The 10,593-nt window shown below is 44.9% G+C and carries 7 protein-coding genes; 6 read left to right on the top strand and 1 reads right to left on the bottom strand.

Going from position 1 to position 10,593, the window contains the following annotated elements:
- Nucleotides 1-215: 215 nt before the first annotated feature.
- From CAG69_RS01080 to pheT, 6 genes are all read left to right on the top strand, one after another.
- Nucleotides 216-1,004 (top strand): TetR/AcrR family transcriptional regulator, encoded by a 789-nt coding sequence (locus CAG69_RS01080; RefSeq protein WP_046874837.1) that lies wholly within the window; start codon nt 216-218, stop codon nt 1,002-1,004.
- A 246-nt stretch (nt 1,005-1,250) separates the two neighbouring features.
- Entirely contained in the window at nt 1,251-3,629 is a 2,379-nt protein-coding gene (locus tag CAG69_RS01075) for an efflux RND transporter permease subunit (protein ID WP_161442294.1), read from the top strand.
- Nucleotides 3,630-3,647: 18 nt separating this feature from the next.
- Nucleotides 3,648-4,439, top strand: a complete 792-nt coding sequence (locus tag CAG69_RS01070) for an outer membrane lipoprotein-sorting protein (protein WP_161442292.1) — start codon at nt 3,648-3,650, stop codon at nt 4,437-4,439.
- Between the two features lie 10 nt (nt 4,440-4,449).
- Complete coding sequence (locus CAG69_RS01065; protein WP_161442290.1) at nt 4,450-5,625, top strand: hypothetical protein; 1,176 nt, start codon at nt 4,450-4,452, stop codon at nt 5,623-5,625.
- Nucleotides 5,626-5,818: 193 nt separating this feature from the next.
- Nucleotides 5,819-6,802: a phenylalanine--tRNA ligase subunit alpha gene (gene pheS / locus CAG69_RS01060; protein WP_161442288.1), complete on the top strand. Its 984-nt coding sequence runs from the start codon at nt 5,819-5,821 to the stop codon at nt 6,800-6,802.
- Nucleotides 6,803-6,820: 18 nt separating this feature from the next.
- Nucleotides 6,821-9,226, top strand: coding sequence for a phenylalanine--tRNA ligase subunit beta (gene pheT / locus CAG69_RS01055; protein WP_161442286.1), 2,406 nt, complete (start codon nt 6,821-6,823; stop codon nt 9,224-9,226).
- Nucleotides 9,227-9,443: 217 nt separating this feature from the next.
- Here pheT and CAG69_RS01050 read toward each other — a convergent pair whose 3' ends face one another.
- On the bottom strand, nt 9,444-10,325 hold the full coding sequence (locus CAG69_RS01050) for an AEC family transporter (protein ID WP_161442284.1): 882 nt from the start codon (nt 10,323-10,325) through the stop codon (nt 9,444-9,446).
- Between the last annotated feature and the right edge of the window lie 268 nt (nt 10,326-10,593).

Below are 10,593 nucleotides of genomic sequence, written 5' to 3'. Positions count from 1 at the left end.
TCATTCTCGCTGAACCAAGCATCTTGATGTTACTTGGTTATATATAATTAAAGCTTATTTTTCGGTTAGCTATAAATTCACACTTGCAATGTTTGTTTTTTGATCTATTATGACGAAGTGTCATTTATGACGGTTCGTCAAATTTAGTGGCGTTCCTGTATTCAAGAATCGTGTTACAATTATTGGGAGTGTGTTGGTATACGGATCAAAGGATTATGTTTAACTTTCGCTGTAAAAAAGATAGCAAGCAAGACGGATGTAGTACGTCTTCAGGGCTAACTAAAAAACAACAGGCGATTGCTGATCGTGAAATAGAGCTTATTCAATTGGCTAAGTCTCTGGTTCAAGAGCAAGGCTTTGCCAACTTAACGATGGACAAGCTCACAGCAGCAAGCCCTTACTCGAAGGGAACGATCTACAATCATTTTTGCAGCAAAGAAGATGTGATTCTTGCGCTTTGTATTCACTCGCTGAGAAGCGAAGCAATATTTTTCGAACGTACCGCTAAGTTCAATGGCAATACCAGAGAAAAAATCATTGCTATGCATGTAGGTTATCGTATTTACGCTCGTATGGAGCCTGTACTATCAACCTGTGCGATTGTTGCAAAGACGCCTTGGGTCCTAGAGAAAGCTTCGCCTAAGCGTGTGAATGAATTGAACAACTTAGAAGAACAAGTAATAGATGGTGCTGATGCGTTGGTGAATAATGCGGTGGAATGTGGAGACCTTAAGTTCTCTCCCGCAATTGGTTCTGATGCCATCGTATTTGCTAACTGGTCTATTGCCTTTGGTTCAAACGCTCTAGCGCAAAATGCATCGAACAGTCGATGTATTCAGCGAATTCAAGATCCATTCTCAGTACTGCATAACGCGAATATGTTACTTGATGGTTTAGGGTGGTCACCTTTATCGACAGAGTGGGATTACCGTAAAACGTGGCGTCGAGTGGAACAGGAATTGTTCAGCGAAGAGCTTGCTTATTTAGAGTCTGTGAATCGCTAATCGTTATAGAGGCCATCTAATATTTTAGTTGGCTTTTTTATTACACCATTGTGACGAATCGTCAAAAAATTAGAAATTGGTACTCAAGTTACCGATCTCGAGAAGTATAGGAAGTTACTCAAAAACTAACTTATATAACCAAATAAATTCGATCTGATTTTTATATGTTGAAGTTATCTGGTTATCACAGCATTCGCTGTTTTTTTAGTTTTTAAATTTGACGAAACGTCACAAAAGGAGAGTGTGATGCCACATCACAACGTTCAACAACAAGCCCGAATGAGCTGGGTCAAGCTACCAACGAATTACAGTGTGTTGGTTGTGCTTGCTACCGTTTTATTGATTGTTATAGCAACTATTGGAGGAAAAAATCTTTACTTTAGAGGGGATTACGACATCTTTTTTGATGGAACAAATGAGCAGTTACTTGCGTTTGATGAAATTCAGACTACCTTTGCAAAATCTGACAGTCTTGCTTTGGTCATAGCGCCAAAAAGTGGCACTGTTTTTACTCCTAACACCTTATCTCTTATTCAGCAGATCACTGACGAGGCGTGGCAAGTCCCATACTCCACCCGTGTTGATTCCCTTGCCAACTACCAGCATACCGAAGCGTTTGAAGATGATCTTCTTGTCGAAGATTTACTGTATAGCGAATATGAATTGACGCCTCAGCGAATCGAGAAAGTCAAAGGTATTGCGTTGAGTGAGCCGGTTTTGAAAAGTTCACTGATTTCCGAAAAAGGGGATGTCACGGTCGTGAATATTACGGTCCAACTCCCTGAGGTCGATAAAACCGCTGAAGTACAAGAAGTGGTTGCCTACATAAACGGAATGATTGAGCGTTATCAGCAAGTGTACCCGGATACTGAGTTCCACAAAGCCGGTATTATTGCAATGAACTACGCGTTTATGACCGCAGCTCAAGATGACAGCGCGACGCTAGTGCCGACCATGCTACTAGTGATATTGGTTTTCCTGACTCTCATGTTGCGCTCATTGCTTAGCGTCATCGCGACACTCATCGTTATTATCGGCTCAGTTATGGTGACAATGGGATTATCAGGATGGGCTGGTATGTTTTTAAGCACGGCGACAGTTAATGTGCCTACCTTGGTGATGACGCTTGCCGTCGCCGACTGTGTACACATTATAGCGACGATGCGTCAGTCTATGCAAAATGGCTTTAGTAAAGCCCATTCTATTGAACGAAGTATTGCGCTCAATTTCATGCCCATCCTGATTACCTCCATTACCACCGCGATCGGCTTTTTAATGATGAATATGTCGGATTCTCCAATCCTGAGAGATTTCGGCAACCTATCAGCCCTTGGCGTCATGATTGCTTGTTTCCTTTCCATCACATTACTTCCGGCGTTACTTCATATCCTTCCTGTTAGGGTGAAGTCAGACACTGCTGATGAAAGAAAGCACTTTATGGATCACTTAGGGGATTTCGTGGTGTCAAAGCGACATGCGTTATTGCCGTTGTCGGTGCTTGTTATTGTCGCGAGTGCGAGTTTGATTCCGCTGAACAAAGTCAACGATGAATCCGTCGAGTACTTTGGTCATAGCAATGAATTTCGTCGAGCGGCTGATTTTATGGAAGAGCGAATCAGTGGCATGGCGAACATCAGTATCGCGATAAAAACTAACGAATCGCAGGGTATTGCGGATCCTAATTTTCTCAATACCGTGGGTAAATTTACTGACTGGCTAAGGTTGCAGCCAGAAACGGACCATGTTGCGACCTTGAGCGATGTTTATAAGCGTCTAAACAAGAACATGCATGGAGATGATCAGGCTTATTACTCGCTCCCTCAAGACAGAGAATTAGCGGCTCAATATCTGCTGCTTTATGAAATGTCACTACCGTATGGCTTAGATTTGAACAACCAAATCAATGTTGATAAGTCGTCAATCAAGATGGTTCTCACTGTGGAGAACTTGGGCAGCGTCGAGCTTGTTGATTTGGAAAATCGTATTTACCAATGGTTTAACGAAAACGCGCCTCAGTATGATGTTGTTGCTTCTAGTCCATCACTGATGTTTGCGCATATTGGCGAAACGAATATGGCTAGCATGCTGTCAACCTTGCCTATCACTCTGGTCTTAATTTCGGCATTACTGATCTTTGCCTTACGCTCGTTCAAGCTCGGTTTAATCAGCCTGGTCCCGAATATAGCCCCTGCGCTTATTGGTTTTGGTATTTGGGCGCTGGTTTCTGGTGAAATTAATTTGGGGTTGTCTGTTGTTGTGACGTTGACGCTTGGCGTTGTGGTTGATGATGCCGTTCATTTTCTCTCTAAATACCAACACGCTCGTAAAGATGGCCATAGCGCGGAACAAGCGGTTCGTTACGCTTTTCGCACCGTGGGGCGCGCGCTTTGGATTACGACCGTCGTGCTTGTTGCTGGTTTCTCCGTTCTGGCGATGTCGAGCTTCCGCTTAAATGCCGATATGGGACAGTTGAGTGCCATTGTTATCTTCATTGCTCTTGTTGTGGATTTCATCTTTCTACCGACTCTACTGATGTTGTTTGACAAAGGCGTCTACGACGAGGTGGACCGCCGAAACAAGCTTAAATCAACTGACTCTCAAACCACGGCTGTTACTCAGTCATAACGAATCAAAGGATTGAACATGAATTTACTAAAAAATGCCTTAAAAGTATCTGCACTTTCTGTCTCGCTTTTTATGAGTCATACGGTGTTAGCGGATGAAGCGAAAGGATTAGAAATTGCTCAAGAGCGCAAAGCCCGTGATGAAGGGTGGGGGGATTCTGTTGCTACTATGAAAATGATTCTGCGGAACGCACAAGGAGAAAGCAGCACACGTTTAATGCGCCTTCAATCACTCGAAGTTGAGGACGATGGTGACAAAGGACTCACAATATTTGATGAACCAAGAGATGTGAAAGGCACCGCGTTTCTCAACCACTCTCATACAGTGGGTGCCGATGACCAGTGGCTTTACCTTCCAGCACTGAAGCGTGTGAAACGTATTTCCTCGCGTAACAAATCAGGCCCTTTTATGGGCAGTGAATTTGCGTATGAGGATCTCAGTTCTTTTGAGATCGAAAAATATCGTTTCAATTATTTAAAAGATGACACCATAAATGGGCAAGATGTTTTCGTTATAGAGCAAATCCCGACCGACAAAAATTCAGGTTATACCAAGCAAACGGTGTGGTTAGATAAAGCGCATTACCGCCCACTGAAAGTTGAGTTTTACGATCGCAAAGGGTCGTTGTTAAAAACGCTTTCTTTCTCAGATTACAAGCAGTACCTCAACCAATATTGGCGAGCGCACACCATGGCGATGACAAATCATCAAACAGGAAAAAGCACTGAGCTAACAACAAGTGAAATGCGCTTTAACACTGGGCTCGAAGACAATGATTTTCATAAGAATGTGTTAAAGCGAGTGAGGTAGTGGAGGAGAAATGAACCGATCAAATGTTGGGTTGTTGCTTAGCGCAGCAACCTCTTTTTACTCGATGCCTCTTGCCGCCGTTGAGCTTGCTGGACAAGTCAATATTGAGCATCGTCAGTTTTTTGAGCAAGGTTTGCAAGGCCAGGGAAAAGGGCAGACATCACTGGTGTTGCAGCCAGAATGGTACTGGGAAATACAAAATGGTGATGCGAGTTTTACCTTCACGCCTTTTTACCGTTTGGATAGTCTCGATGATGAGCGAAGCCATGGCGACATAAGGGAGGCTCTGTATCTTACCTATTGGGAGGATTATGAGTTTCGAGTTGGCATCAGCAAAGTATTTTGGGGAGTGACAGAGTCAGCACATTTAGTTGATGTCGTAAACCAGACGGATGCGATTGAAGCGGTGGATGGCGAAGACAAACTCGGTCAGCCAATGGTCCATTTTACTGCGTTCAAAGAGTGGGGAACCGTCCACGCCATGTTACTGCCTTATTTTAGGGAGCGCACGTTTGCGGGCAGTGACGGAAGGTTACGCACCGAACCGGTAGTGTCAGACGATGCTATGTACGAATCAAACCGAGAAGAAAAGCAGCTGGATGTGGCGCTTCGCTACTCAAAAATGCTTGGTGACTGGGACGTCGGGCTGAGTTATTTGTATGGGACAAACCGAGATCCTTACTTTCGTTTTAAAGATGGTGAGCTTAAGCCCTATTACGCTCTGATGAGTCACGTAGGTCTCGATGTACAAGGTATTGTTGGGGACTGGTTATGGAAGCTTGAAAGTGTGTATCGAGATAGTACCGATCACCATGTTGGGCTTGTCACCGGTTTTGAGTATACGGTCGTCGGTGCATTTGACACCGTATGGGATGTAGGGTTGATTGGTGAGTACCTCTATGACAGTCGTGGAAATAACGCACAAACTATTGGTCAAAATGACGTATTTGCTGGAGTTCGTCTGGCGTTCAATGACGAGGATGGAACGGAAGTACTAACAGGAATCACTCAGGATCTCGATAACGCTGACGTATACAACGCCAAATTGGAAGCATCAAGCCGACTATCTAATCACCTTAAATGGCAAATCGATGCTTGGTTGTTCAAAAATGAAACGCCGACGGATTTGCTCTATTTCGCTCGAGATGATGACTTTATCGAGTTTTCCATTCAGTACTATTTCTAAAACAAATCCCGAATACAAAAGGGCGCAATTTAACGAAAGATGACATTTTTGACGTTTTTGTGCTCTTTTTATTCAATAACCTCTTCTTTTCGTAATTCAATTTGGCATTGGTGTCCGGTTTGGCTACTATGTACAGCTATCAAAAAACCAATCACTCCCTTATGGATACTACCAGCAGGTAGATGAGGAAACGATGCAACATCTAGAAGAGATCATTGCTAGCGCGAGCACTGCAATTGAAGCTGCCGAATCGCTAGTCGCACTTGATGAAGTGCGTGTTCAGTATCTGGGTAAAAAAGGTGAGCTCACTGCTCAACTTCAAAGCCTAGGCAAACTACCACCAGAAGAACGCCGTGAAGCTGGTCAAGAGATCAACAAAGCGAAAGGCGCTGTTCAGCAAGCGATCGCAGCTCGTAAAGATGCACTACAACGTGCTGAGCTAGAAGCCAAACTAGCGGCTGAAACTATCGACGTAACACTACCAGGTCGTCGTATTGAAAACGGTGGTTTACACCCAGTCACTCGCACGGTAGAGCGTATTGAAAAGTTCTTTGGTGAGCTCGGCTTTAACACTGAAGCGGGTCCTGAAATCGAAGATGCATTCCACAACTTTGATGCGCTAAACATTGCCGCTGATCACCCAGCGCGTACTGATCATGATACCTTCTTCTTTAATCCAGACTTGATGCTTCGTACTCATACGTCTGGCGTACAGATCCGTACGATGGAAAATGGCAAACCACCATTCCGTTTCATCGCACCGGGCCGCGTATACCGTAACGACTACGACCAAACACACACGCCAATGTTCCACCAAGTGGAAGGTATGCTGGTTGATGAGAACGTAAACTTTGCCCAATTGAAAGGTATTCTGCGCGATTTCTTATGTAACTTCTTCGAAGAGGAAGTGGAAGTGCGTTTCCGTCCATCTTACTTCCCATTCACAGAGCCTTCAGCTGAAGTAGACGTGAAAGGCAAAAACGGTAAATGGTTAGAAGTTCTAGGCTGCGGTATGGTTCACCCGAACGTACTACGTAGCGTAGGCATCGATCCTGAAAAATACTCTGGTTTCGCATTCGGTATGGGTGTTGAGCGTCTAACGATGCTTCGTTACGGCGTGAACGACCTACGTGCGTTCTTCGAGAACGATCTTCGTTTCCTAAAACAGTTCAAGTAATCCAGAGGGTTCATCAACATGAAATTCAGCGAATCATGGCTTCGTGAGTGGGTAAACCCAGCGGTTACTACTGACGAACTCACTCATCAAATTACAATGGCCGGCCTAGAGGTAGACGACGTTCTTCCTGTAGCGGGTTCTTTCACTGGCGTTAAAGTGGGTCACGTTGTTGAATGTGGTCAACACCCAGATGCAGACAAACTTCGCGTTACTAAAGTTGACGTGGGTGAAGAAGAGCTTCTAGACATCGTTTGTGGCGCACCTAACTGTCGCCAAGGTCTGAAAGTAGCGGTAGCAACAGTTGGTGCTGTTCTTCCAGGCGATTTCAAAATCAAAAAAGCGAAACTACGTGGCCAGCCATCTCACGGCATGCTTTGTTCGTTCACTGAACTAGGCATTGATGTTGAGTCAGACGGCATCATGGAACTAGCAGAAGACGCAGTAATCGGTACTGATTTCCGTGAATTCCTAGGTCTAGATGACGTAACGGTAGACGTAGATCTAACAGCAAACCGCGCTGACTGTTTCAGCATTCGTGGTCTAGCTCGTGAAGTTGGCGTACTAAACCGTGCTGACGTGACTGAGCCATCAGTAGAAGCAGTTGCCCCTTCAATCGACGATAAAGTGTCTATTGAAGTGAAAGCTCCTGCTGCGTGTCCTCGTTACCTAGGTCGTGTTGTTAAGAACGTAAACGTTCAAGCTGAAACGCCACTATGGATGCAAGAGAAACTGCGTCGTTGTGGTATTCGCTCTATCGACCCTGTTGTAGACATCACTAACTATGTTCTTCTAGAGCAAGGTCAACCAATGCACGCATTCGATCTAGCGAAGATCGAAGGTGGCATCGTAGTTCGTATGGCTGAGCAAGGTGAGAAGCTAACACTTCTTGACGGCAGCGAAGCAGAACTAAATGCAGATACATTAGTTGTAGCTGACCACAACAAAGCACTTGCAATCGCAGGTATCTTTGGTGGTGAAGAGTCTGGTGTAACAACTGAGACTAAAGACGTTCTACTAGAGTGTGCATTCTTTGCACCTGACCATATCCGCGGTCGCGCTCGTAGCTACGGTCTTCACACTGATTCTTCAATGCGTTTCGAGCGTGGTGTGGATTACGCACTGCAAGTGAGCGCAATGGAGCGTGCAACTCAGCTTCTTGTTGAAATTTGTGGCGGTGAAGTAGCACCTGTTGTTGCAGTAGAGTCTGAAGCAGACCTACCTAAGCCAAACAAAGTTGCTCTACGTCGTACGAAGCTAGACAACCTACTAGGTCACCACATTGCTGATGCTGACGTAGTAGAAATCCTAGAGCGCCTAGGTTTGACTGTTGAAGCTTCAGAAGAAGGTTGGATGGCAGTAGCGCCAACATGGCGTTTCGATATCGCTATCGAACAAGACCTGATTGAAGAAGTTGGCCGTATCTACGGTTACGACAACATTCCTAACCAACACCCAGCAGCAGCACTTAAGATGCACAACCACGTTGAAGCGGATCTTCCACTGAAACGCGTTCGTGATCTTCTTGTTGACCGTGGTTACCACGAAGCAATTACATACAGCTTCGTTGAGCCTGAGCAACAAAAGCTAGTTGTACCTGGTGTTGAGCCTCTAGTGCTTCCAAACCCAATTTCTGCAGATATGTCAGCAATGCGTCTTGGTCTTATCCAAGGTCTGCTGAACACGGTTGTTCACAACCAGAAGCGTCAACAGCCACGTGTTCGTCTATTCGAATACGGCCTACGTTTCATCCCATGTGAATCTGCAGAAAACGGCATGCGCCAAGAGCCTATGCTTGCAGGTGTTATTGCTGGTACTCGTGGTGAAGAGCACTGGGATATCGAAACTAACACCGTTGATTTCTTCGACCTTAAGGGCGATCTAGAAGCGATTCTAGAGCTATCTGCGAACGAAAAAGCGTACTCTTTCGCTGCACTGTCACCTGAAAGCAAAAAAGCTAACCCAGCACTTCACCCAGGTCAATCTGCGGCAATCATCGTAGATGGCAAAGAAGTGGGCGTGATCGGTACCGTTCACCCTGAGCTTGAGCGTAAGTTCGGTCTAAACGGTCGTACTATCGTATTCGAAATCGAATGGTCTGCAATCAACAGTAAAGTGATCCCAGAAGCGGTTCAGCTTTCTAAATTCCCATCAAACCGTCGTGATATCGCTGTAGTTGTGGACGAAGCGGTAGCATCTGGTGACATCGTTAATGCTTGTTTAGAGCAAGGTGGCGAGTTCCTTAAAGATGCGAAGCTGTTCGACGTTTACGTAGGGAAAGGCGTTGAAGAAGGTAAGAAGAGCCTAGCAATCGCTCTGACTCTACAGTCAGTTGAGCGTACGCTTGAAGATGCAGATATAGCTGGTGCGGTTGACGCTATCGTTGCTCACGTTTCTGAGAAGTTTGGTGCGTCTCTACGTGACTAAGCGTTAGACGAACTATCTCTCTTAAGAAACTAAAAACCCTGTCAAATCGGCAGGGTTTTTTTATGTTGAGCATTATCTTATTGTGATTCACGTACTAGGCCGTTTACGTCACCTCCAACAACCTCAAAAATCTGGACCAAACTCGAGGTAACGCTTAATCGAGACTTGGCATATATCGTTTTTCAGCCAACAGACGCTAACGCTAGCTTATTGGCGGCTAGGCGGCGAGTGAGAGGGTATAGCTAAGCAGAAGTGGGAGCGTAAGAATACTGAAAAAGTTGCCAAATAGTACCATTGACGCCACTTTCATGGGCTCTATATTCAGCCTTTCCGCAAATAGGTAATTCATGACGGCTGGTGGCAGCATTGTGAAGAGTACCATCATTTGCAATTGCATCGTTGGAAGGGGAATTAACCAATAAATAAGTGCAAATGCAACCGCCCCAGTTGCAAGCGACTGCACGGTACACAATACACCAACCTTTAAACCGTCCACTCTTAAATGACACATTTGCGCCCCCAGGGATAAAAGCATCACGGGTACTGCCGCTTGGCCAAGTAGAGCAGTCGCTTCGTATAAAGGTGCCCATACACCCACATTTGACACGTTGAGAAACAGAGCCAACGACGCAGCTAAAAAGATTGGCATCTTGACTATTTGCTTAAAAGGGTTGCCATGACTAAGTAGCATTACACCTAAACTAATGTGCAAGCATGCTGACACGACAAATAGCAGTACTGCTGAGGATAGCGCAATTTCTCCAAACGTATAGGTAAACAAAGGAATAGCAAGGTTTCCGCTATTGCGAAACATATGTGGTGGTGCCCAGGTTTTAAACGACAGTGACGTCAATCGACATACTGGGATCATGAGTAGTGCGGGAACCAAAACCGCGACAATTGCTGCAAAAAGGAGTGGTCCCTGATTCGAGTCTAACGGCATGTTAACGAGCGAAGAAAACACCAGCGCAGGTGTGAAAACCTCAATGTTAATGCGGTTGATTGGACGAAAGTCAGGCTTGATGTAACGACCTACCAAATAGCCGACGCCGACAAGAGCAAAAACAGGGAAAAGAATATTTATGATTTGATTAATCATGGTCGCCTAGATGAAGTGTAAGGAGCTAATGTGGAGATACACGAAGAACCACATTATCAACCTTTATATATTGCGTCATCGCTGAACAGTGAGAAGCGTGGGTTTAATCAAGCTTTCTAAGCACAGTTGCAAAGCCAGGTGGTCATACCATTTAGTTCAATTGTTACGTATCGAGTTACATACAAATCACTGAATTTACGACAAGTTCTATGTCAAGTGTCTGTTAAATAACCAATCTCTGATATTTTTATTAAATAGTGATTAATGT

The organism is Vibrio sp. V43_P6S15P86, from assembly GCF_009904725.1.
Classification (GTDB): Bacteria; Pseudomonadota; Gammaproteobacteria; order Enterobacterales; family Vibrionaceae; genus Vibrio; species Vibrio diabolicus.
The sequence above is the reverse complement of the archived record's forward strand: the minus strand, read 5'-3'. Positions and strand labels throughout refer to the sequence as shown.

Coding starts and splice junctions, on each gene's coding strand:
- CAG69_RS01080 (WP_046874837.1), top strand. CDS start 216: ATGTTTAACTTTCGCTGTAAAAAAGATAGCAAGCAAGACGGATGTAGT.
- CAG69_RS01075 (WP_161442294.1), top strand. CDS start 1,251: ATGCCACATCACAACGTTCAACAACAAGCCCGAATGAGCTGGGTCAAG.
- CAG69_RS01070 (WP_161442292.1), top strand. CDS start 3,648: ATGAATTTACTAAAAAATGCCTTAAAAGTATCTGCACTTTCTGTCTCG.
- CAG69_RS01065 (WP_161442290.1), top strand. CDS start 4,450: ATGAACCGATCAAATGTTGGGTTGTTGCTTAGCGCAGCAACCTCTTTT.
- pheT (WP_161442286.1), top strand. CDS start 6,821: ATGAAATTCAGCGAATCATGGCTTCGTGAGTGGGTAAACCCAGCGGTT.
- pheS (WP_161442288.1), top strand. CDS start 5,819: ATGCAACATCTAGAAGAGATCATTGCTAGCGCGAGCACTGCAATTGAA.
- CAG69_RS01050 (WP_161442284.1), bottom strand. CDS start 10,325: ATGATTAATCAAATCATAAATATTCTTTTCCCTGTTTTTGCTCTTGTC.